This is a genomic window from Enterobacter sp. 241F3, from assembly GCF_034106785.1.
GTDB lineage: Bacteria > Pseudomonadota > Gammaproteobacteria > Enterobacterales > Enterobacteriaceae > Enterobacter > Enterobacter vonholyi.
Window position 1 is genome coordinate 1,134,127 of sequence record NZ_JAWNDD010000001.1, and the last position, 21,937, is coordinate 1,156,063.

Annotated in this window: 18 protein-coding genes; 10 read left to right on the top strand and 8 right to left on the bottom strand. The window is 57.2% G+C overall.

What is annotated here, in order from left to right:
• Positions 1 to 476 precede the first annotated feature (476 nt).
• Complete coding sequence (locus UR504_RS05375; RefSeq protein ID WP_045909567.1) at positions 477 to 1,760, top strand: citrate synthase; 1,284 nt, start codon at positions 477 to 479, stop codon at positions 1,758 to 1,760.
• 99 nt (positions 1,761 to 1,859) lie between these two features.
• Here the strand turns inward: UR504_RS05375 and nei are convergent, their stop codons facing one another.
• The 7 genes from nei to UR504_RS05410 form a co-directional block, all read right to left on the bottom strand.
• Positions 1,860 to 2,651, bottom strand: coding sequence for an endonuclease VIII (nei, locus tag UR504_RS05380; RefSeq protein WP_302234517.1), 792 nt, complete (start codon positions 2,649 to 2,651; stop codon positions 1,860 to 1,862).
• Positions 2,652 to 2,669: 18 nt separating this feature from the next.
• Positions 2,670 to 3,410, bottom strand: coding sequence for a 5-oxoprolinase subunit PxpA (gene pxpA / locus UR504_RS05385; protein ID WP_302234515.1), 741 nt, complete (start codon positions 3,408 to 3,410; stop codon positions 2,670 to 2,672).
• Positions 3,397 to 4,329 carry a 5-oxoprolinase subunit PxpC gene (gene pxpC / locus UR504_RS05390; protein WP_111964371.1) on the bottom strand — a complete coding sequence of 311 codons (933 nt, stop codon included), beginning with the start codon at positions 4,327 to 4,329 and terminating at the stop codon, positions 3,397 to 3,399. The genes pxpA and pxpC overlap by 14 nt, the downstream gene beginning before the upstream one ends.
• Entirely contained in the window at positions 4,323 to 4,979 is a 657-nt protein-coding gene (gene pxpB / locus UR504_RS05395; protein WP_149366019.1) for a 5-oxoprolinase subunit PxpB, read from the bottom strand. The genes pxpC and pxpB overlap by 7 nt, the downstream gene beginning before the upstream one ends.
• A gap of 14 nt (positions 4,980 to 4,993) precedes the next feature.
• The gene (locus tag UR504_RS05400; protein ID WP_045909572.1) at positions 4,994 to 5,737 is read right to left on the bottom strand and encodes a type 2 GTP cyclohydrolase I; all 744 of its coding nucleotides are present in this window, start codon (positions 5,735 to 5,737) and stop codon (positions 4,994 to 4,996) included.
• A 10-nt stretch (positions 5,738 to 5,747) separates the two neighbouring features.
• On the bottom strand, positions 5,748 to 7,160 hold the full coding sequence (gene phrB / locus UR504_RS05405; protein WP_302234510.1) for a deoxyribodipyrimidine photo-lyase: 1,413 nt from the start codon (positions 7,158 to 7,160) through the stop codon (positions 5,748 to 5,750).
• Positions 7,161 to 7,756: 596 nt separating this feature from the next.
• The gene (locus UR504_RS05410; RefSeq protein WP_008501079.1) at positions 7,757 to 7,963 is read right to left on the bottom strand and encodes a YbfA family protein; all 207 of its coding nucleotides are present in this window, start codon (positions 7,961 to 7,963) and stop codon (positions 7,757 to 7,759) included.
• Positions 7,964 to 8,272: 309 nt separating this feature from the next.
• Here UR504_RS05410 and kdpF point away from each other — a divergent pair, with 309 nt between their 5' ends.
• The 9 genes from kdpF to potE all read left to right on the top strand — a co-directional run bounded on the left by kdpF (position 8,273) and on the right by potE (position 20,205).
• A complete protein-coding gene (kdpF, locus tag UR504_RS05415) occupies positions 8,273 to 8,362 on the top strand; it encodes a K(+)-transporting ATPase subunit F (protein ID WP_014069365.1) in 90 nt (29 codons plus the stop codon).
• On the top strand, positions 8,362 to 10,041 hold the full coding sequence (gene kdpA, locus UR504_RS05420; RefSeq protein WP_302234508.1) for a potassium-transporting ATPase subunit KdpA: 1,680 nt from the start codon (positions 8,362 to 8,364) through the stop codon (positions 10,039 to 10,041). The genes kdpF and kdpA overlap by 1 nt, the downstream gene beginning before the upstream one ends.
• 18 nt (positions 10,042 to 10,059) lie before the next feature.
• Positions 10,060 to 12,108 (top strand): potassium-transporting ATPase subunit KdpB, encoded by a 2,049-nt coding sequence (kdpB, locus tag UR504_RS05425; RefSeq protein WP_302234507.1) that lies wholly within the window; start codon positions 10,060 to 10,062, stop codon positions 12,106 to 12,108.
• 12 nt (positions 12,109 to 12,120) lie between these two features.
• Entirely contained in the window at positions 12,121 to 12,696 is a 576-nt protein-coding gene (gene kdpC / locus UR504_RS05430) for a potassium-transporting ATPase subunit KdpC (RefSeq protein WP_302234505.1), read from the top strand.
• Positions 12,697 to 15,384: a two-component system sensor histidine kinase KdpD gene (kdpD, locus tag UR504_RS05435; RefSeq protein ID WP_047173426.1), complete on the top strand. Its 2,688-nt coding sequence runs from the start codon at positions 12,697 to 12,699 to the stop codon at positions 15,382 to 15,384. It begins immediately after the preceding gene.
• Positions 15,381 to 16,058, top strand: coding sequence for a two-component system response regulator KdpE (kdpE, locus tag UR504_RS05440; protein ID WP_047073924.1), 678 nt, complete (start codon positions 15,381 to 15,383; stop codon positions 16,056 to 16,058). The genes kdpD and kdpE overlap by 4 nt, the downstream gene beginning before the upstream one ends.
• 279 nt (positions 16,059 to 16,337) lie before the next feature.
• Positions 16,338 to 16,442: a leader peptide SpeFL gene (speFL, locus tag UR504_RS05445; RefSeq protein WP_003858645.1), complete on the top strand. Its 105-nt coding sequence runs from the start codon at positions 16,338 to 16,340 to the stop codon at positions 16,440 to 16,442.
• A gap of 254 nt (positions 16,443 to 16,696) precedes the next feature.
• A complete protein-coding gene (gene speF, locus UR504_RS05450; RefSeq protein ID WP_302234503.1) occupies positions 16,697 to 18,895 on the top strand; it encodes an ornithine decarboxylase SpeF in 2,199 nt (732 codons plus the stop codon).
• A complete protein-coding gene (gene potE / locus UR504_RS05455; RefSeq protein WP_302234501.1) occupies positions 18,892 to 20,205 on the top strand; it encodes a putrescine-ornithine antiporter in 1,314 nt (437 codons plus the stop codon). The genes speF and potE overlap by 4 nt, the downstream gene beginning before the upstream one ends.
• Positions 20,206 to 20,295: 90 nt before the next feature.
• Here potE and pgm read toward each other — a convergent pair whose 3' ends face one another.
• Complete coding sequence (pgm, locus tag UR504_RS05460; protein WP_302234499.1) at positions 20,296 to 21,936, bottom strand: phosphoglucomutase (alpha-D-glucose-1,6-bisphosphate-dependent); 1,641 nt, start codon at positions 21,934 to 21,936, stop codon at positions 20,296 to 20,298.
• Position 21,937 lies beyond the last annotated feature (1 nt).

The following is a 21,937-nucleotide window of genomic DNA, read 5'->3' on the forward strand; positions in this document are numbered from 1 at the left end:
ATAGGCCGTTCACAAAATCATTACAATTAACCTACATACAGTTTGTCGGGTTTTCTCTGGAACAGTGATCAGGGTCACGATAACAACATCTTTTTAATTTTTAATCATCTGATTTGACAAATGTTAAACAATATTGTTACAAACGTCATCAGAAAAGGCATATAATGCGCAAAAGTTATGAGGTCTCTCTTTCACCTGACAAATAGTTATGTAACAGTGTGATGGTATTGACCGAAGTTATCAGGACAGTTATTAGTGATATACAGGTTTGAATAATTCGGACTGCAAAAACGCTGATTTGCTGTTGTTTCACTGATATTTCATTCGTTTACCTGCAAGGCGCCATAGCTCTGTACCCTGGTTTGTCCTCGTGAGCTGAGCGGTAAGCCAAATAACAATCTGGTAACGGTGATTAACAGCTGAAAGCAAATCCGGTAAAGCGCAGTCTTAAGCATAAGGCGCTAAGGAGACCGTAAATGGCTGATACAAAGGCAACGCTCACCCTAAATGGTGACACTGCTATTGAACTGGATGTGCTAAAAGGCACGCTCGGTCAGGATGTTATTGATATCCGTACGCTGGGTTCCAAAGGGATGTTCACCTTTGACCCTGGATTTACCTCTACCGCATCTTGCGAATCCAAAATCACCTTTATCGACGGTGACGAAGGTATCCTGCTCCATCGCGGCTTCCCTATCGATCAGTTAGCCACCGAATCCAACTACCTGGAAGTGTGCTACATCCTGCTGAACGGCGAAAAACCGACGCAGGCCCAGTTCGATGAATTTAAAACCACCGTGACCCGTCACACCATGATCCATGAGCAGATTACCCGTCTGTTCCATGCGTTCCGTCGTGACTCTCACCCAATGGCGGTGATGTGCGGTATTACCGGTGCGCTTGCAGCGTTCTACCACGACTCCCTTGACGTGAATAACCCGCGTCACCGTGAAATCGCCGCTTACCGTCTGCTGTCCAAAATGCCTACCATGGCGGCGATGTGCTACAAATACTCCATCGGCCAGCCGTTTGTGTATCCGCGCAACGACCTCTCCTACGCGGGTAACTTCCTGCGCATGATGTTCTCCACGCCGTGCGAAGAGTACGAAGTGAACCCGGTTCTGGAACGCGCGATGGACCGTATTCTGATCCTGCACGCTGACCACGAACAGAACGCCTCTACCTCAACCGTCCGTACCGCAGGCTCTTCCGGCGCGAACCCGTTCGCCTGTATCGCTGCGGGCATCGCCTCCCTGTGGGGACCGGCGCACGGCGGCGCGAACGAAGCGGCATTGAAGATGCTGGAAGAGATCAGCACCGTTGAGCACATTCCTGAGTTCGTGCGTCGCGCGAAAGACAAGAATGACTCCTTCCGCCTGATGGGCTTCGGTCACCGTGTTTACAAAAACTACGACCCGCGCGCCACCGTGATGCGTGAGACCTGCCACGAAGTGCTGAAAGAGCTGGGTACCAAAGATGATCTGCTGGAAGTGGCGATGGAGCTGGAACACATCGCGCTGAACGACCCGTACTTCATCGAGAAGAAACTCTACCCGAACGTTGATTTCTACTCTGGCATTATTCTGAAAGCGATGGGCATTCCGTCTTCCATGTTCACCGTGATCTTCGCCATGGCGCGTACCGTAGGCTGGATTGCGCACTGGAACGAAATGCACAGCGAAGGCATGAAGATCGCGCGTCCTCGTCAGCTGTATACCGGCTACGAGCAGCGTGATTTTAAGTCTGATCTGAAGCGCTAAAAGATGTTGGGTGCGGCCTGATGCCCTCACCCCGGCCCTCTCCCACAGGGAGAGGGTGATAACATTAAAAACGGTAACCCAAGGGTTACCGTTTTACTTTTATTTCTGGCAGTGCGGGCACCAGTAAAAGGGTCTTGAAGAGAGCATCATCCTGTCGATAATCCCGCCGCACCGCTCGCACTTTTTCCCCGCCCGATGAAACACCTTAAAGCGGAACAGCGCCCCGTGATGCTTGTTTTCATCGACTACGCCACGCGTGTTGTACGACAGCCGCGGGATGTCCAGCAGCGCATGGGACAGCGCCTCCAGCTGTTCATCGCTCAGCTGAGAGGCTTTATGCTGCGGCGCCAGCCCGACTTCCCAGAGGATTTCCACCCGCAGGTAGTTGCCAAGCCCGGCCAGAAAGGCCTGGTCAAGAAACAGGCCGGAAAACTGCCGGTTGCGGAATGCAGGCGATAACAGCCGGGCCTTCACATAGCTCGCCGTCAGGCGCATATCCAGCACGTCCGGCCCAACCCGCTGTAAGAACGGGTGCGTGAGCACCTGCTCAGGCGTTAACATTTCGATATCAGAGGCGCTATAGAGCAGGATCGCCTTATCCGCCGTTTGCAGCCTGACGCGCAGCACGCGTGTCGTTTGCGGCTGTTCACCCGCCTCCACCACGCGCCAGACGCCGTAAAGCTGGTTATGGCTGTATAACGTCAGGTTATGGGAAAAATGCGTGAGCAATGCTTTACCGCGCGTTTCAATATGCGTTACCGACTGCCCCACCAGCTGTGATTCAAACGGTTTCAGTTGAGGAAAAGCAAACCAGGCCTCCGTCAGCGGTTTGCCCTTTATCGCCGCCTCGAGGCTATCCGCCGCGCGGCGGATCTCCGGGCCTTCTGGCATTTTTCTATCCTTTTATGATTAATCTGCGCTGACAAGAATACCCTCTTCAACGAACGCGGCCCGCAGGCGGCGCGCGAACTGGAGCGCATGCTCGCCATCGCCGTGCAAACATACCGTATCAGCCTGAACGTGCGCCGTTGTGCCATCCACGGCGGTCACTCGCCCGTAGCGCACCATCTCCAGCGTCTGGGCCAGCGCTTTCGCTTCATCGGTAATCAGCGCACCGGCCTGCGTACGCGGTACAAGGCTGCCATCAGGCATGTATCCCCGATCGGCAAACACCTCCTGCCGCGTGGTCAGCCCCAGCCGTTCTCCGGCACGAATAAGCTCGCTGCCCGCCAGGCCGATCAGGATCAGCTGCGGATTAGAGTCCCGCACCGCACGGGCTATAGCGTCCGCCAGCGCCGGATCTTTCGCCGCCTGGTTATAGAGCATGCCGTGCGGCTTCACGTGGCGCAGCACACCGTTCTCAGCGCGCACCATCGCCTCCAGCGCGCCAATCTGGTAGAGCACCTGAGCGTAGACCGTCTCAGGCGGCAGGTCCATCGCGGTGCGGCCAAAGTTTTCCCGGTCAGGGAAGCTCGGATGTGCGCCTATCGCGACGCCGTTTTTGATGGCGTTACGCACGCTCTCCAGCATGGTTTGCGCATCGCCCGCGTGGAAGCCGCAGGCGATATTGATCGAGGAGACCAGCGTCATCAGCGCCGCATCGGCGCTGCCGCCTTCGCCCAGATCGGCGTTTAAATCAATCTTTACCATCGAGCCTCCACGCCAGCTGTTCGAGATAGCGCTGCTGATCCTGCCGCGCCTTTAGCGCCTCCTCCAGCGAACATTGAACGAAGTGAATCGGCTGTCCGAGGGGAATTTGCGCCAGATGGTAGCGATCGGCTTCAATGATGCAGGCAATTCGCGGGTAGCCTCCCGTCGTCTGCGCGTCGTTCATTAAGACGATCGGTTGCCCGTTGCCCGGAACCTGAATAACCCCTGGCAGTAAACCGTGGGAGAGCAGTTCTCTGTCGGTCGTCCGGATCAGCGGCTGCCCCTGCAGGCGATAACCCATACGGTTACTCTGCGGACTGAGCTTCCACGGCGAGCGCCAGAATGACTCTTTTGAGGCCTCGTCGAACTCATGATATTCCGGCCCCGGTAAGGCGCGGATCTGGTTTCCCCAGAGGAGTTGTTTTACCCCCTGAGCCGTCGAGAAGTGACGCGAAGAGGGCTTAATCGCCAGGCGATCGCCATCGCGCAACAACCGTCCTTCGTGACCGCCAATCCCGGCTTTCTGATCGGTACTGGATGAGCCCAGCACGTCAGGCACATCAATGCCGCCAGCCACCGCGAGATAGCTACGCACGCCGTGCAGAGGACGCTTTAAGGTCAGACGCTGTCCGGCTTTCGCCCGCAGACGCCAGCCGGTCCACACCGCTTTGCCGTCCAGCGTGGCATCACAGCCTGCGCCGGTGAGCGCGAACCAGGTCTCCTGACCAAACTCAATGACACACTGGCCGAGCGTAATTTCGAGCGCCGCCGTGCTGCCGGGGTTGCCCACCAGCACGTTAGCGATTTCCAGCGCTGGACGGTCCAGCGCGCCACAATAGCTCACGCCGGACTGGCGCATGCCAAAGCGCCCGGCATCCTGTACGGAGGTATAAAGCCCGGCGCGAATAAGCGTTAACATACCCCCTCCTTCTGCGGGATAAAGCGAAGGGTGTCGCCGGGCCGCAGGAGTATCGGCGTCTCCAGCCCGGGTTCAAATAACGGGGTGGCGGTATGCCCGATAAGCTGCCATCCACCGGGCGATGTCAGCGGATAAACGCCGGTCTGCTCACCACCGATAGCCACCGTCCCCGCCGGTACGCTCAGGCGCGGCTCAGCGCGGCGCGGCGTATGCAACCGGGGAGATAGTCCCCCCAGATACGGGAATCCGGGCTGGAATCCAAGGAACCAGACGACGTAGTCAACCGAACAGTGCAGCTCAACAACCTGCTTTTCTGTGAGTCCGCAGTGGTCTGCGACCACACCAAGATCCGGTCCCCCCGTACCGCCATAAACGACCGGGATCTCAATGGCACGCGATTCCGGCTCCAGCGCCTCGCTCTCTTCCCACCAGCGCTGTAAACGTTCAATGGCATCCAGCGCCAGCGTATGCGGACTACGCAGCACCACCGTGATGTTATTCATCCCCGGAATGGCTTCAACCACATCCGGCAGATCGACCAGACGCTGGGTTAGCCGCCAGATACGCTTTTGCGTGGCAAGGGTCACCGGCGGCTCGAGTTCCAGAACCACTGCCGTTTCTCCCAGAAGATAACAACGCGCTCGCTGCACTCAGGCACCTCTCATCAGGCCGGGTTAGGGATATCAATAAAGGTTACATCCAGATCGGTATTTTCCGTCAGCCACTCGCTGAGGGCACGGATACCGCCGCGCTCGGTGGCATGATGCCCGGCCGCGTAGAAATGCAGCCCCTGTTCACGCGCCGAATGAATGGTCTGCTCGGAAACCTCGCCGGTGATAAAGGCATCAACACCGAAGCGCGCGGCGCTGTCGATAAAGCCCTGCCCGCCTCCGGTGCACCAGGCAACACGCTTCACCGTATCCGGACCGGTATCGCCGCTCCACAGCGGACGACGCCCCAGGCGCGCTTCAATCCAGGAAGCCAGTTCCAGCCCCGGAACCGGCATCGCCAGCTCGCCCCACGGCACCAGCGGCTCGATTTCGCCCATTACGGTAATCCCCAACAGTCGGGCAAGCTGAACGTTGTTGCCAAGCTCCGGATGTGCGTCCAGCGGCAGGTGGTAACCGTACAGGTTGATGTCATTTGCCAGCAACGTTTTCAGGCGGTTGCGCTTCATGCCGCGAATAATCGGTGATTCGTTTTTCCAGAAGTAACCGTGATGGACAATCACCGCATCGGCCTCCTGACGGACAGCCTCGTCGAGCAGCGCCTGGCTTGCCGTGACGCCGGTGATAATTTTCTGCACCGTTTCGCGCCCTTCTACCTGCAGGCCATTAGGACCGTAGTCGCTAAAGGAGGCGGTATTGAGTTTTTCGTTAATCAGGCGTTCCAGTTCGCTGTTTTTCATCTTTATGCTCTCAAACTTTTCTGGCGGCTTCGTACGCTGCCAGCGTGGCGACACGCGCCTGTTTATGGTCAACAATCGGGCGGGGATAATCGAGCTTTACGCCCTGTTTATCCGCCCATGCCCACGGGTCGTGGATCGCTTTCGCAGGAACGTTCCTGAGCGCGGGCAACCAGCGGCGGATAAAGTCGCCGTTGGCATCAAATTTTTGCCCCTGAGTGGTCGGATTAAAAATCCGGAAATAGGGAGCCGCATCGGTGCCGGTAGAGGCCGCCCACTGCCAGCCGCCGTTATTCGCAGCGAGATCGCCGTCGATCAGCTGAGAGATAAAATAGCGCTCTCCGATACGCCAGTCGATAAGCAGATCCTTCACCAGAAAGCTGGCGGTAATCATTCGCAGGCGGTTGTGCATCCACCCCGTCTCATTCAGTTGGCGCATGGCGGCATCAACAATCGGATAGCCCGTCTCCCCTTTTTGCCAGGCCTGTAAAAGTGCCTCATCGTGCTGCCATTTTACGTTGTCGGTCCAGGGAATGAACGGACGATGCTTACAGAGAGCGGGATGATACGTCATCAGATGCCGATAAAATTCACGCCAGATAAGTTCGTTCAGCCACACCGAACCCGCTCCACCGTCCATCGCCTGCGGCTGCTCGGCCAGAAGACGGTGTAGACACTGACGAGGAGAGAGCACGCCCAGAGCCAGGCTTGCCGATAAGCGGCTTGTCCCTTCAATCGCCGGGAAATCCCTGCGCGCCTCGTACTCTCCCGCGCCCTGTTTGCAAAACTGGCGCAGCTTCGCAATAGCGGCCTTCTCGTTTGCGGGGAACAGAAGCTCGTCAAATGCCTGTTGAGGATAGTTAAACGTTAATTCAGGCAGCGTGGTTATGGCTTCCCCTCTGGCTGCGGGCGCGGGTACGCACTCCGGCAGCGCCTCTTTCAGACGTTTAACAAAAGCATTTTTAAACGGCGTGAACACTTTATACATTTCATGGCCGCCGGTCATGACGCTGCCCGGTGCCAGCATTACGCTGTCATCAAATCCTTCACAAACAACCTCGCCCAGAATGTTCTCCAGTTGGCGATCCCGCAGCCGTTCGTTCAGCTCGTACTGGTAGTTATAAAAAAGATGCGTGACGCCGTTCTGCTGACATACCTCCCGCAACATCTTAAGCTGCGCGGCAAAGTCACTGACCTCTTTGTAGATCAGCGGGATACCTTTTTCAGCAAGTGAGTGTTGCAGATCGTTCAGATGCGATTTGAGGTAAGCCGCCTGACGCGGGGCCATATCATGCTGCTGCCACTGTTCAGGCGTAGCGATAAACAGCGCCAGCACGCTGGCGTCATCGGAACGGCAGGCTGCCGCGAGTGCGAAGTTGTCATGTACGCGCAGGTCCGCGCGAAACCAAACCAGATGGGTGGGCATAAAACTCCAGGCAAATATCCATTATGTCCGTAAGGGCACGCCACCAAAGGAAAAAGCGGCGCGCTTTTACTGTACTTTGCCATGAAGTGTAGACGGGATGAAATAAAAAAGGCCGCCCGAGGCGGCCTTAACGCTACTTGTCCTGCGCTATCGTGGCTAAAGCGACAAACCCGATCGGTTCATCACTTTTGACAACGAGTACGCTGGCGACAATGAACGCGATGCAAAAATAGCGTTTCATTATGCGGTCCCTGCTGCTAACCGCTCCACCGTTCACCACCGGTGATAAGTCGGTGGACACAAGCCCGGGTAGGCGGACTGCTTTGCGGCTGTAAAAATACCTTTCCCAGGACCGATGCCCATTTGCGAGATGGCGGAAAGGGACGCCGCATCATAATGAACATCCGCTGCAAAGGTAAGATACTCGAAGAAAATTAGGATTTTATAAAGGCTTCCAGGGATTGCCATCTGCTTACAGGAGGGTATGATAAAAATCCCGGGTAGGGGCTGCAAGACCACCCAACGGACCGCGAATCCGGAGGGACAAAAAAACCGCCACATTGCTGTTGGCGGTTTTTTTATTGCTGTGTGTAATCTTAGTAGAAGTCGCAGGTCGCTTTTTCGGCCTGATCCATCCACACTGGCTTCTCGCTGGTTTTCGCCCAGACGCGGTGCAGATAGCTATAAAAACGCGCACGATCTTTCCAGAACAGCATCACCGGCAGAGCCAGCACGCCAGCCACTACGGCGAAAGCGCGGCGCATGAACACGATATGAGCCGGAAACTCTTTATAAAGATCCATATTTTTCTCCCCTATAGTTGGCCGGAAACGTCATCCGGAAAATTCAAAATCTGTGACCTGGCTAAAATAATATCGCTTTGTTTGTAATTTTACTACTCATCCGACCACTTATTTTCGTCCGTTTAGCGAAAATTTACATTCACGCCGTAATTAAGTTACAAAAAAGTTAACGATTTACTTATCAATAGTTAAATTGTGGGCTTTGCCATTTTTATACTTTTTTTACACCCGCCCTTCTCATTTTTGCGAAATCTTTGCGCCATAAATCCTACCGTTAGCACAACAACAAAAGTCACCCGGAGGTGGATTGTGAGTGCAGGTCTTATTGCCGGCATCGTGCTGGTGTTCCTGTTATTGGGTTATCTGGTTTATGCCCTGATTAATGCGGAGGCATTCTGATGGCTGCTCAGGCGTTTTTGCTTATTGCCAGTTTCTTAGTGGTGTTGTTCGTTCTGGCAAGGCCACTGGGCTCGGGGCTGGCACGGCTAATCAATAACGTTCCCCTGTCCGGCACGGGAAGCGTTGAAAAAGGGATCTGGCGCGTACTGGGTATAGACGATCGGGAGATGAACTGGCGTGACTATCTGATCGCCATTCTGCTGCTGAACATCGTCGGGCTCATTGCGCTTTTTGCCATGCTGATGTTGCAGGGTATCCTGCCTTTGAATCCGCAACAGTTACCGGGCCTGTCCTGGCATCTCGCGCTTAACACGGCAGTCAGTTTTGTCACTAACACCAACTGGCAGTCCTATGCTGGTGAAACCACGCTCAGCTACTTCAGCCAGATGGTCGGGCTAACCGTGCAGAACTTCCTCTCTGCCGCCAGCGGTATTGCGGTGATCTTCGCGCTGACGCGTGCGTTTGCGCGTCAGAAAGTGAGTACGCTGGGTAACGCGTGGGTAGACCTGACGCGCATTACGCTGTGGATCCTGCTGCCGATTGCGCTGCTGATCGCGCTGTTCTTCATTCAGCAGGGCAGCCTGCAAAACCTGCTGCCTTACGCGCCATATACCTCGCTGGAAGGCGCAAAACAGCTCCTGCCGATGGGGCCAGTGGCGTCGCAGGAAGCCATCAAAATGCTCGGAACGAACGGCGGGGGCTTCTTCAACGCCAACTCCTCGCACCCGTTTGAAAACCCGACCGCCCTGACTAATTTTGTGCAGATGCTGGCGATTTTCCTGATCCCCGCCGCGCTCTGCTTTGCCTTTGGTGACGTAGTTAACGATCGCCGTCAGGGCCGTACCCTGCTCTGGACCATGTCGCTGATCTTTGTGGTCTGTGTTGCGCTGGTGATGTGGGCCGAATGGCAGGGTAACCCGCACTTCCTCTCACTCGGTGCCGATAGCGCGATCAACATGGAAGGTAAAGAGAGCCGCTTTGGCATTCTCGCCAGCAGCCTGTATGCGGTGGTCACCACGGCAGCTTCGTGCGGGGCCGTCAATGCCATGCATGATTCCTTTACGGCGCTGGGTGGCATGATCCCGATGTGGCTGATGCAGATTGGCGAGGTGGTGTTTGGCGGCGTGGGCTCCGGTCTTTACGGCATGCTGCTGTTCGTGCTGCTGGCGGTGTTTATTGCCGGTCTGATGATTGGCCGCACGCCGGAATATCTGGGTAAAAAAATCGACGTTCGCGAGATGAAATTAACCGCGCTGGCGATTCTGGTCACCCCGGCTCTCGTGCTGCTCGGCACCGCGCTGGCGCTGATGACCGAGGCCGGACGCAGCGGCATCTTTAACCCCGGCATTCACGGTTTTAGTGAAGTGCTGTATGCCGTCTCCTCGGCCGCCAACAACAACGGCAGCGCCTTTGCGGGCCTAAGCGCCAACTCACCGTTCTGGAACTGCCTGCTGGCGTTCTGCATGTTTGTGGGCCGCTTCGGGATCATTGTGCCGGTCATGGCGATTGCCGGATCGCTGGTGAATAAAAAAATCCAACCGACCACCACCGGAACGTTACCGACCCACGGCGCGCTGTTTATCGGCCTGCTGACGGGCACCGTGTTGCTGGTCGGCGCCCTGACCTTTATCCCCGCCCTCGCGTTAGGCCCGGTCGCGGAATACCTCTCTTTACGCTGATTTTGCGGAGAAATTGTCATGAGTCGTAAACAACTGGCCCTGTTCGAACCGTCATTAGTTCGCCAGGCGCTCATGGATGCGGTGAAAAAGCTGAGCCCGCGCGTGCAGTGGCACAACCCGGTGATGTTTATCGTCTGGGCGGGAAGCGTCCTGACCACCGCCCTGGCGATTGCCATGGGAACGGGCCATATGCCGGGAAATGCGATGTTTACCGGCGCCATCAGCCTGTGGCTGTGGTTTACCGTACTGTTCGCCAACTTTGCGGAAGCGCTGGCGGAAGGCCGGAGTAAAGCCCAGGCCAACAGCCTGAAAGGGGTGAAAAAAACCGCCTTCGCACGCAAGTTACGTGAACCGAAATACGGCGCTCAGATGGACCACGTTCCGGCAGATGAGCTGCGCAAAGGCGATGTGGTGCTGGTGGAAGCCGGTGACATCATTCCCTGCGACGGCGAAGTCATTGAAGGGGGCGCATCGGTGGACGAGAGCGCTATTACCGGCGAATCCGCGCCGGTGATCCGTGAGTCCGGCGGCGATTTCGCCTCCGTGACGGGCGGGACGCGCATTCTCTCCGACTGGCTGGTGATCCAGTGCAGCGTTAACCCGGGTGAAACCTTCCTCGACCGGATGATCGCCATGGTGGAAGGCGCACAGCGCCGTAAAACGCCAAACGAGATTGCCCTGACCATCCTGCTGGTGGCCTTGACCATTGTCTTCCTGCTGGCAACCGCGACGCTGTGGCCGTTCTCTGCGTATGGCGGTACCGCGGTCACCGTCACGGTACTGGTGGCGCTGCTGGTTTGTCTGATCCCCACCACCATCGGCGGCCTGCTGTCGGCCATCGGCGTGGCCGGCATGAGCCGTATGCTCGGTTCCAACGTCATCGCCACCAGCGGGCGTGCTGTAGAAGCCGCCGGTGACGTGGATGTCTTGCTGCTGGATAAAACCGGCACCATTACCCTTGGTAACCGTCAGGCGTCAGATTTCCTACCCGCCCCGGGCGTGGATGAAAAAACGCTGGCGGATGCCGCGCAGCTCTCCTCGCTTGCTGATGAAACCCCGGAAGGCCGCAGCATTGTGATCCTCGCCAAGCAGCGCTTTAACCTGCGCCAGCGCGACGTTCAGAGCCTGCACGCCACGTTCGTACCCTTCACGGCGCAAACCCGCATGAGCGGCATCAACATCCAGGATCGCATGATCCGTAAAGGCTCGGTTGACGCGATCCGCCGCCACATCGAGGCCAACAACGGTCACTTCCCACCGGAAGTGGACAACCTGGTTGAAAGCGTGGCCCGTCAGGGGGCAACGCCGCTGGTGGTGGCCGAAGGGGCCCATGTGCTCGGGGTGATTGCCCTGAAGGATATCGTCAAAGGCGGCATCAAGGAGCGCTTTGCCCAGCTGCGTAAGATGGGGATCAAAACGGTGATGATCACCGGGGATAACCGTCTTACCGCCGCGGCGATTGCCGCCGAAGCGGGCGTGGATGATTTCCTTTCCGAAGCCACACCGGAAGCCAAGCTGGCACTGATTCGTCAGTATCAGGCGGAAGGCCGTCTGGTGGCGATGACCGGTGACGGGACCAACGATGCTCCAGCCCTCGCGCAGGCCGACGTGGCGGTGGCGATGAACTCCGGTACGCAGGCAGCCAAAGAGGCGGGCAACATGGTCGACCTCGACTCTAACCCGACCAAACTGATTGAAGTGGTACACATCGGCAAGCAGATGCTGATGACGCGCGGCTCGCTGACCACGTTCAGTATCGCTAACGACGTGGCGAAGTATTTCGCCATCATTCCGGCCGCGTTTGCTGCGACCTATCCGCAATTAAACGCCCTGAACGTAATGCACCTGCATTCTCCGGCCTCGGCCATTCTGAGCGCAGTGATCTTTAACGCCCTGATTATTGTCTTCCTGATCCCACTGGCGCTGAAGGGCGTGAGCTATAAGCCGCTCACGGCGGCGGCCATGCTGCGCCGCAACCTGTGGATTTACGGCCTGGGCGGGCTGGTGGTGCCCTTCGTCGGGATCAAGGTTATCGACCTGCTGTTGACGCTTTTCGGCCTGGTTTAAAAGGTGAATCAAATGACAATGTTACGCCCCGCTATACTTCTGTTTATTCTGCTGTCTCTCATTACCGGCGGGCTGTACCCGCTGGTGACCACCGCGCTGGGCCAGTGGTGGTTTAAGGATCAGGCCAACGGCTCGCTGATTATGCAAAACGGTGAAAACCGCGGTTCTCGCCTGATTGGTCAGAACTTTACGGATGCCCGCTACTTCCAGGGGCGCCCTTCCGCCACTGCCGAAAGCCCGTATAATCCGATGGCATCCGGCGGCAGTAACCTGGCGGGCAGCAACCCCGAGCTGGACAAAGCCGTCGCTGAGCGCGTGGCCGCCCTGCGTGCCGCGAATCCACAGGCCAGCCGTGACGTTCCCGTGGAGCTGGTGACCGCATCGGCCAGCGGGCTGGACTACAGCCTGACGCCGGCAGCCGTGGCATGGCAGATCCCACGCGTCGCCGCCGCCCGTCAGCTGACCGTCGAACAGGTGAGCCAGCTGGTTGCAGAGCACACGCAAAAGCCGCTGGTCAGCTTCATCGGCATGCCCGTGGTAAATATTGTTGAGCTGAATCTGGCGCTGGACGCGCTAAGGAAAAACTAAATGACCGACGAGCCCATGCGCCCGGATCCGGACAGGCTGCTTGAACAGACGGCTGAAGCCCATCGCGGCAAACTGAAAATTTTCTTCGGCGCCTGCGCGGGCGTCGGGAAAACCTTCGCCATGCTGACGGAAGCCCAGCGGCTTCGGGCGCAGGGGCTCGATATTCTGATCGGCGTGGTTGAAACCCACGGACGTAAAGAGACGGCATCACTGCTGAAGGGGCTGGCTACCCAGCCGCCCCGCCGTATCAGCCATCGCGGTCGGTTAGTCACTGAATTCGATCTCGATGCCGCCCTCGCCCGCCGTCCTGCCCTTATCCTGATGGACGAACTGGCGCACAGCAATGCGCCAGGCTCGCGCCACCCTAAACGCTGGCAGGACGTAGAAGAATTACTGGAAGCCGGCATCGATGTGTTCACGACGGTTAACGTTCAGCATCTCGAAAGCCTGAACGATGTGGTCAGCGGCGTGACCGGCATTCAGGTGCGCGAGACGGTGCCCGACCCCTTCTTTGATTCCGCGGACGAGGTGGTGCTGGTCGACCTGCCCCCCGACGATTTGCGCCAGCGCCTGCACGAAGGCAAAGTCTATATCGCCGGCCAGGCCGAGCGCGCCATCGAACATTTCTTCCGTAAAGGCAACCTGATAGCCCTGCGCGAGCTGGCCCTGCGCCGAACCGCCGACCGGGTGGACGATCAGATGCGCGCCTGGCGCGACCTGCAGGGCCAGGAACGCGTCTGGCACACGCGGGATGCCATCCTGCTGTGCGTGGGCCACGGCAGCGGCAATGAAAAGCTTGTCCGCACCGCCGCGCGCCTGGCTGCCAAATTTGGCAGCGTCTGGCATGCGGTGTATGTCGAAACGCCGCAGCTGCACGCGCTGCCCGAAAACCAGCGTCGCGCGATCCTGAGTTCGCTTCGCCTTGCGCAGGAGCTGGGTGCGGAAACCGCCACCCTTTCCGATCCTCAGGAAGATAAAGCCATTTTGCGCTACGCGCGCGAGCATAACCTGGGGAAAATCGTCATTGGCCGTCGTCAGCATCGCCGCTGGTTTAGCCGCGAATCCTTTGCCGACAAGCTGGCCCGTCGCGCGCCGGATCTGGATCTGGTGATCGTGGCGCTGGACGACAAACCTACCCCCTTACCCAATCGTGCGCCGGACAGCCGCACCTTCAGCGATAAATGGCGCATTCAGCTTCGCGGCTGTCTTGTCGCCGTCGTGCTCTGCGCCCTGATTACCGTGATTGCCAGCCAGTGGCTGATTGCGTTTGACGCCGCCAACCTGGTGATGATCTACCTTCTCGGCGTGGTGGTGGTGGCGCTCTTTTACGGGCGCTGGCCGTCGGTCCTGGCGACGGTGATTAACGTCATCAGCTTCGATCTGTTCTTTATTGCTCCCCGCGGGACGCTCGCCGTCTCGGACGTGCAGTACATCCTCACCTTTGCCGTGATGCTCACCGTCGGGCTGGTGATCGGCAATCTGACGGCGGGCGTGCGCTATCAGGCGCGTATCGCCCGCTATCGCGAACAGCGCACGCGCCATCTCTATGAGATGTCGAAATCGCTGGCGGTGGGCCGCACGCCGCTGGATATCGTACAGACCAGCGAGCAGTTTATCCGCTCGACGTTTCATGCCAGCAACCTGATTTTACTTCCGGACGAACACGGCAAGCTGCGCCCGCTGACGTCGGCCTCAGGCATGACGCCCTGGGACGAAGCCATCGCGCGCTGGAGCTTTGACAAAGGCTTACCGGCGGGCGCAGGGACCGACACCCTGCCCGGCGTGCCATATCAAATTCTGCCCCTGCGCAGCGCCGATAAAAATCAGGGGCTGGTCATCGTGGAGCCTTCCAACCTGCGCCAGCTGATGATCCCCGAACAGCAGCGACTGCTGGAGACCTTTACCCTACTGGTTGCCAGCGCGCTGGAACGACTGGCCCTCACCGCCAGCGAGGAACAGGCCCGTCTGGCGAGCGAACGTGAAAGCATTCGTAACTCGCTGCTGGCGGCGCTGTCTCACGATCTGCGTACCCCGCTCACCGTCCTGTTCGGCCAGTCAGAAATTCTGACGCTGGACCTGGCGGCGGAAGGCTCTAAACATGCCCTTCAGGCCAGCGAGATCCGCCAGCACGTGCTGAATACCACGCGCCTGGTGAATAACCTGCTCGACATGGCGCGTATCCAGTCGGGCGGTTTTAACCTCAAAAAAGAGTGGCTCACGCTGGAAGAGGTGGTGGGCAGCGCGCTGAAAATGCTCGAACCCGGTCTGGGCGGGCGACATATCGCGCTGAACATGCCCGAGCCCCTGACGTTAATTCATGTCGATGGTCCGCTGTTTGAACGGGTGCTGATCAACCTGCTGGAAAATGCCGGCAAATATGCGGGCGCCAGTGCTCAGATTGGCGTTGATGCGACGGTGGAAGATGGCGCGCTTCGCCTTAACGTCTGGGATACCGGCCCCGGCATTCCAGCCGGGCAGGAGTTGGCTATTTTCGAGAAATTCGCACGCGGCAATAAGGAGTCGGCCATTCCGGGTGTGGGGCTGGGGCTGGCGATTTGCCAGGCAATCATTGACGTCCACGGCGGGTCCATTTCCGCAGAGAATCGTCCCGAAGGCGGCGCACGTTTTTGTGTTACACTTCCTCTGGAAACCCCGCCAGAACTTAATGAATTACCAGAGGATTTGTGATTAACGTTCTGATTGTTGAAGATGAGATCGCCATTAGCCGTTTTCTGCGCGCTGCGCTGGAAGGAGACGGTCTGCGCGTTCATGATGCGGGTACGCTTCAGCGGGGTTTAATTGAGGCCGCCACCCGCAAGCCGGACCTGGTGATCCTCGATCTTGGACTCCCGGACGGCGACGGCATCGATTTTATTCGTGAAGTCCGCCAGTGGAGCCAGATGCCGATCCTCGTGCTCTCCGCCCGTACTGAAGAGACGGATAAAATCGCCGCGCTGGATGCCGGGGCGGATGACTATCTGATTAAACCGTTTGGTATCGGCGAGCTTCAGGCTCGCCTTCGCGTGGCGCTGCGTCGCCACAGCGCCACCACGCCTGCCGATCCAACCTACGCGTTTGGGGATATCCGGGTTGACCTGGCCGCGCGGCGCATTGTGCGCGGCGAAGAGGAAATTCACCTCACGCCAATCGAGTTTCGCCTGCTCGCCGTGCTGCTCAACAACCACGGCAAGGTTCTCACCCAGCGCCAGCTGTTAAGTCAGGTGTGGGGACCCAACGCCGTGGAGCATAGTCACTATTTACGCATATATATGGGACATCTTCGTCAGAAACTCGAAGTCGACCCCGCTCGCCCTCGCCATTTATTAACTGAAACCGGTATCGGTTATCGGTTTATGCTTTGAATAACTATTCATTTTATTTTTAAATAAAACCGAAATACCTCAGACAATATTTCACAAATAACCCATAAGTTATTTTTACGGGCTATTTTTGCTCATTTAAAACATTGATAATACAACCTGTTAACGCAACACCAACAAATCAGAATTTTGATCTGCGATATTCATCAAAAACGAATATTTATTTCTGATTTGATCGGTTAACGGTGATCTTGTTCACAGTTAATCGCTTTTTCCTGGATAAAATGACCATGCTTTCAATTACTGAAAGGAAAATGAAACATGGAAAACAACAATCGCTTAATGCCCCATATAAGGCGGACAACGCATATCATGATGTTTGCCCACCGAAACTGCTTTGACTTTCATCTCTTTAATGCCCGGTAGTCCTTCGACTTCTGGCGCACTCGCTTACAGGTTATCCTGAAACATCTTATTTTACAGGTCTTTGCCTGTGAACTCGTGCGCTCATTCATCTTGATTCAGACTCATCCGCACCGGGCGGACTGAATTTCAATCATCAAAAAAGCAATGTACTGATTTTAATCAGCGGCCACCCTTTGCTTTTTTTCCGGAAAATTATCGATTTCTTTCTTGCAAGAAATCGAGGGACGCTTATTACCTAAAATAAAGAGAGAAAGATGAAAAGTTTAAAAATCGCAGCCAGCCGCGCTTGTCCTGATTGCTTTACCACCCAGCGTGAACTGGTGGATGTCAGAGCCTCTGATTATATCGATGTCGCCGCTATTGTTCTGGCGGTCAGTGATATTACCGGCGGGATACTGGACGAAATAGAAGCCACCGGTTTTGGCATTCCCGTATTTGTCGCGACGCAGAAAGAAGAGTTCATTCCGGCAGACTATTTATCGCGCATTCATGGCGTATTTGAGTATTCAGACACCAGCAACGACTTTTATGGACGCCAGCTGGAAGCAGCGGCCCAAAAGTATGAAACCCAGCTGCGCCCGCCGTTTTTCCGCGCGCTTGTCGACTATGTAAAACAGGGCAACAGCGCGTTTGACTGCCCGGGGCATCAGGGTGGCCAGTTCTTCCGCCGCCATCCTGCCGGCAATCAGTTTGTGGATTTCTTTGGCGAGACGCTTTTCCGCTCCGACCTGTGTAACGCCGACGTGGCGATGGGGGATCTGCTGATCCACGAAGGCGCGCCGTGCATCGCGCAGCAACATGCGGCGAAGGTCTTTAATGCCGATAAGACCTACTTCGTGCTGAACGGCACCTCGTCATCTAACAAAGTGGTGCTTAACGCCCTGCTCACCCCCGGCGACCTGGTACTGTTCGACCGTAATAACCACAAATCCAACCATCACGGTGCCCTCCTCCAGGCAGGCGCAACGCCGGTCTATCTGGAAACGGCGCGCAACCCGTACGGCTTTATTGGCGGCATTGACGCCCACTGTTTTGAAGAAAGCTATCTACGCGAGCTGGTGGCCGAAGCTGCACCGGGCCGTGCGCGCGATGCGCGTCCGTTCCGCCTGGCGGTGATCCAGCTGGGCACCTACGATGGCACCATCTACAACGCCCGTCAGGTGGTGGATAAGATTGGGCATCTGTGTGATTACATCCTGTTTGACTCCGCCTGGGTGGGTTACGAGCAGTTTATTCCGATGATGGCCGACTGCTCTCCGCTGCTGCTGGAGCTGAACGAAAACGATCCGGGGATTTTGGTTACCCAGTCCGTGCATAAACAGCAGGCTGGCTTCTCCCAGACCTCGCAAATTCACAAGAAAGACAGCCACATCAAAGGCCAGCAGCGCTATGTCCCGCATAAGCGGCTGAATAATGCCTTTATGATGCACGCCTCCACCAGCCCGTTCTATCCGCTGTTTGCCGCGCTGGACATCAACGCCCGTATGCATGAAGGCCAGAGCGGCCGCAACATGTGGATGGACTGCGTGGTGAACGGTATCGAAGCGCGCAAGCTGATTCTGGAAAACTGCCATTATCTGCGCCCCTTCGTGCCGGAGACGGTGGATGGCCGTCCGTGGGAAAGCTGGGACACGGCGGAAATTGCGACCGATCTGCGCTTCTTCCACTTCGTACCGGGTGAAAACTGGCACGCCTTTGAAGGCTACGCCGAGCATCAGTACTTTATCGACCCGTGCAAGCTCCTGCTAACCACGCCGGGCATTAACGCCCGCACCGGGGAGTATGACGACTTCGGCGTGCCCGCCACTATCCTCGCTAACTTCCTGCGTGAAAACGGCATCGTGCCGGAAAAATGCGATCTCAACTCGATCCTGTTCCTGCTCACGCCTGCGGAAGATATGGGCAAACTGCAGCAGCTGGTGGCGCAGCTGGTGCGCTTCGAAAAACTGCTCGAGAGCGATGTTCCGCTGAAAGACGTCCTGCCTTCTCTCTACAAACAGCATCCGGAACGTTACGCGGATTACACCCTGCGCCAGATCTGCCAGGAGATGCATGACCTGTATGCCCGCCACAACGTGAAGCAGTTGCAGAAAGAGATGTTCCGCAAGTCCCATTTCCCACGCGTGATGATGAGCCCGCAGGACGCCAACTACGCCTATCTGCGCGGTGAAGTTGAACTGGTTTCACTGCGCGACGCGGAAGGCCGCATCGCCGCGGAAGGCGCCCTTCCTTATCCGCCGGGGGTATTGTGCGTGGTCCCTGGGGAGGTCTGGGGCGGCTCCGTGCTGCGCTACTTCGCGGCGCTGGAAGAAGGCATCAACCTGCTGCCGGGCTTCGCGCCGGAGCTGCAGGGTGTGTACGTCGAAGAGTGCGAGGGCCGCAAACAGGTTCGCTGTAACGTCATCAAACAACCCGCCACTCAGCCCGCGCTGCTGAAAGGAGAGAAATTATGAGTAAGTCCAATAAGATGGGCGTGGTGCAGCTAACTATCCTCACCATGGTGAACATGATGGGCTCCGGGATTATCATGCTGCCAACCAAACTGGCTGAGGTGGGTACCATCTCTATCATCTCCTGGCTGGTGACCGCCGTAGGCTCAATGGCGCTGGCGTGGGCGTTTGCCAAGTGCGGGATGTTCAGCCGCAAGTCAGGCGGCATGGGTGGCTACGCCGAGTATGCCTTTGGTAAGTCTGGCAACTTTATGGCCAACTATACCTACGGGGTGTCACTGCTGATCGCCAACGTGGCGATTGCCATCTCCGCCGTGGGCTACGGTACGGAGCTGTTTGGCGCGACGCTCAGCCCGGTACAGATTGGCCTGGCCACCATCGGCGTGCTGTGGATCTGCACCGTGGCTAACTTTGGCGGGGCGCGTATCACCGGACAGCTCTCCAGCATCACCGTCTGGGGGGTAATTATTCCCGTTGTCGGCCTGTGCATCATCGGCTGGTTCTGGTTCAGCTCGACCCTGTACGCCAACTCCTGGAACCCGCACCATGTGCCGTTCTTCAGCGCAGTCGGCTCTTCTATCGCCATGACGCTCTGGGCCTTCCTCGGTCTGGAATCCGCCTGCGCGAACGCAGAAGTCGTTGATAACCCTGAAAAGAACGTCCCGATTGCGGTCCTCGGCGGTACGCTGGGCGCGGCGGTGATCTATATCGTCTCGACTAACGTGATTGCCGGGATTGTGCCAAACATGGAACTTGCTAACTCTACGGCACCGTTCGGACTGGCCTTCGCGCAGATGTTCACGCCGGAAGTCGGGAAAGTGATTATGGGTCTGATGGTCATGTCGTGCTGCGGTTCACTCCTTGGCTGGCAGTTCACCATCGCGCAGGTGTTTAAATCCTCGGCTGATGAAGGTTACTTCCCAAAAATCTTCTCCCGCGTGACCAAAGCCGATGCGCCGGTGCAGGGCATGCTGGCGATTGTCATCTTCCAGAGCGGATTGTCGCTGATGACCATTAGCCCGTCGCTGAACAGCCAGTTCAACGTGCTGGTCAACCTGGCGGTCGTGACGAACATCATTCCGTATATTCTGTCGATGGCGGCGCTGGTGATCATTCAGAAAGTGGCGAAGGTGGATCCGCGCAAAGCGCGCGCGGCCAATATCGTGGCGCTGATTGGCGCGATTTACAGCTTCTATGCGCTCTACTCATCGGGCCAGGAAGCTATGCTCTACGGGGCAATGGTAACCTTTATGGGCTGGACGCTGTACGGTCTGGTGTCACCACGGTTTGAATTGAAGAATAAGCACAGTTGAAAAAAAGCCCGGTGGCGCTAGCGCTTACCGGGCCTACGATCGTTGTTGTAGGCCGGGCAAACGCAGTGCCGCCCGGCACCCAAACCGCACTTACGCGTTTTTCAGCACTTCGCTGACAATCTCTACCGCTTCTTTCTCAATCTGCTGACGATGCTCAGCGCCGAGGAAGCTTTCGCAATAGATTTTATACGCATCTTCCGTGCCGGATGGGCGAGCGGCGAACCAGCCGTTTTCAGTCATCACTTTCAGTCCACCAATGGAGGCGCCGTTACCCGGTGCCGCCGTCAGACGTGCGGTGATCGGGTCGCCCGCCAGGGTGCTTGCGCTGACCATCTCCGGTGAGAGTTTGGAGAGGGCCGCTTTCTGGGCTGACGTCGCGCTGGCCTGAATACGGTTATAGCTTGGTGCACCAAAGCGTGCCGCCAGCTCGTTGTAATGTTCCTGCGGGTTCTTACCGGTGACCGCGGTGATTTCCGCCGCCAGCAGGCACATGATGATGCCGTCTTTATCGGTTGACCATGGCGTGCCGTCGAAACGCAGGAAAGATGCGCCCGCACTCTCTTCACCACCGAAGCCGAAGCTGCCGTCGTGCAGACCATCAACAAACCATTTGAAGCCCACCGGTACTTCCACCAGCTTGCGGCCCAGCGCGTCCACCACGCGGTCGATCATCGCGGAGGAAACCAGCGTTTTACCGACGGCCACCTCTTTCCCCCACTGCGGGCGGTGCTGGAACAGATAGTTAATTGCGACCGCAAGATAGTGGTTCGGGTTCATCAGCCCGGCAGGGGTGACGATACCGTGACGGTCATAATCGGGGTCGTTAGCAAACGCCAGATCGAATTTATCACGCAGCGCCAGCAGGCCCGCCATCGCGCACTCGGAGGAGCAGTCCATGCGGATCGCGCCGTCTTTGTCCAGGTGCATAAAGCGGAAGGTCTGATCGACGTGATCGTTCACGATGGTCAGATCCAGCTTGTAGTGCTCGGCGATACGTTTCCAGTATTCGATACCGGAGCCGCCCAGCGGATCCACGCCCAGCTTGAGGCCGGCTTTCTGGATGGCCGCCATATCGACGATATCCGCCAGGCCTTCCACGAACGGCTGAACCAGATCCAACTCTTTCACGTGACCGGACGCCATGGCCGCATCCAGAGAGATGCGCTTCACGCCTTTCAGGTCATCAGCCAGCAGCGCGTTCGCGCGATCCTCCACCACTTTGGTGACGTTGGTATCTGCCGGGCCACCGTTAGGCGGGTTATATTTGATACCACCGTCTTCCGGCGGGTTGTGGGATGGCGTGATAACGATACCGTCAGCCAGCGCGCCACCTTTTTTGTTGTGGACCAGGATGGCGTTAGAGACCGCAGGCGTTGGGGTGAAGCCGTTGTTCTCCTGAACAATCACATCGACACCGTTTGCCGCCAGCACTTCCACCACAGAGATGAACGCCGGTTCAGACAGGGCATGGGTATCTTTCCCCACGTAGCACGGACCGGTAACGCCGTTTTTAGCGCGCTCTTCCGCAATGGCCTGAGCAATGGCCAGAATGTGCGGTTCGTTAAAGCTATGGCGCGCCGCGCTGCCGCGGTGACCAGATGTACCAAACTTCACTGCGTGTTCTGCGTTGCCCACGACCGGCTTCAGCACGTAATACTGCGCGGTCAGCTGAGCGACGTTAATCAAATCGCTTTGTTGTGCAGGTTGGCCTGCACGGCTGTGATTTGCCATT